The organism is Massilia frigida (assembly GCF_011682175.1).
GTDB classification, from domain to species: Bacteria; Pseudomonadota; Gammaproteobacteria; order Burkholderiales; family Burkholderiaceae_D; genus Telluria_A; species Telluria_A frigida.
In genome coordinates this window covers 1-1270 of record NZ_WHJG01000126.1, presented here as the reverse complement: position 1 = coordinate 1270, position 1270 = coordinate 1, and the positions used below count along the sequence as shown (strand labels likewise).

General features: G+C 60.6%; 1 protein-coding gene. It reads right to left on the bottom strand.

The genetic code is table 11. The annotated features are described in order from the left end of the window. The coding region (locus F2P44_RS34275) for a terminase large subunit (RefSeq protein ID WP_167094548.1) at positions 1-1169 on the bottom strand (1169 nt) is incomplete at its 3' end. Positions 1170-1270 lie beyond the last annotated feature (101 nt).

The following is a 1270-nucleotide window of genomic DNA, read 5'->3' as shown; positions in this document are numbered from 1 at the left end:
CGGAAGAACACGTAAAACTTGTTGCCACGTTTGAAAATCAGGCAAAGCGCGGCGATGTCGCTCTTTTCCGCCAGGTCCAGACTAATCCAGCATTCCTCGCCTTCAAAATGCTCCAGCCTAATGGTGGGGTCGGCGCATTTGCGCCAGTTGGCAATCGGTATCCAGGTCTCGCCGCCGGAGAGCCAGATGTTCAGGCGCTTAGTCTTGAACGTGGCCTGCTCGGTCGGCTTTTTGACTGCCGATTCGCATGCCAGGCGCAGACCATCGATGTACACCGATTCGCCCAGGTTCGGGTTTGCCTTTGCCCATTCGATTGGGTCCGTCCATTTCTCCGGATCGTCAACGGTGTAGACGATTGCCAGCAGTTCGTCATTTTCCTCTTTGCCTTCCAGGACTTTCAGGGCATGCCGGTGCTGCTCGTAGCCGAAGCTCGACAGATTCAAGCCGGCGGTCGTGATCTGCCAGATCATGGGCTGGCGCCGCGCGCCGATGCCCGACTTGATCACGTCATAGATTTCGCGGTTGGGGTGCGCATGCACCTCATCCAGAATGCCGCCGTGCGGATTGAGTCCGTCCATCGTGGTCGAGTCTCGGCCCAGCGGGACGAACTTGTCCGCCTTGCCGCGCACGAACAGTTCGCTGCGGCGTTCGGAGATGTGCCGGCGCAGATGCGGGCTAGCCGCCACCATGCGCACCGCCTCGTCGTGCGTGATGCGGGCCTGGTCCATCTTGGTGGCGGCGGTGTAGACCTCAGCGCCGCCTTCGCCGTCGAAGAAGAACAGGTACAGGCCGATGCCAGCGAGTTTTGTACTCTTGCCGTTCTTGCGCGGTACTTCTTCCCACACTTCCCGGAAGCGCCGCGTGCCGTCTGCGCGCATCCAGCCGAAGGCAAGCGCGACCCAGAACTGCTGCCACAATGTCGGCACGAACATCTGGCCCGCCCACTCCCCTTTTGAGTGGCGTAAAAACAGGAACGATTCCAGGGCATGCTGGGCATGCACATCGGAGAACCACAGGCCGCGAAGGTGGCCCTCGGCCAGGTCGCGATAGTGCCGCTCGACCGCCATGCGGGTCCAGCGGCAGACCGGGATTCCCCCGGCCAGCACAGCGCGGCCATACTCATTCCAATCGAAAGTGGACTGCGAGCTATCAACTACCTGCGCGCTCATTTGACGCGCCGAATACCCAGCGCGGCCTTCTCTTTCTTAAACGCCTCGATCGGGTCATCGAACAGATTGCCTTGCTGGCTGTCGAGCGAACCACCCTTGAT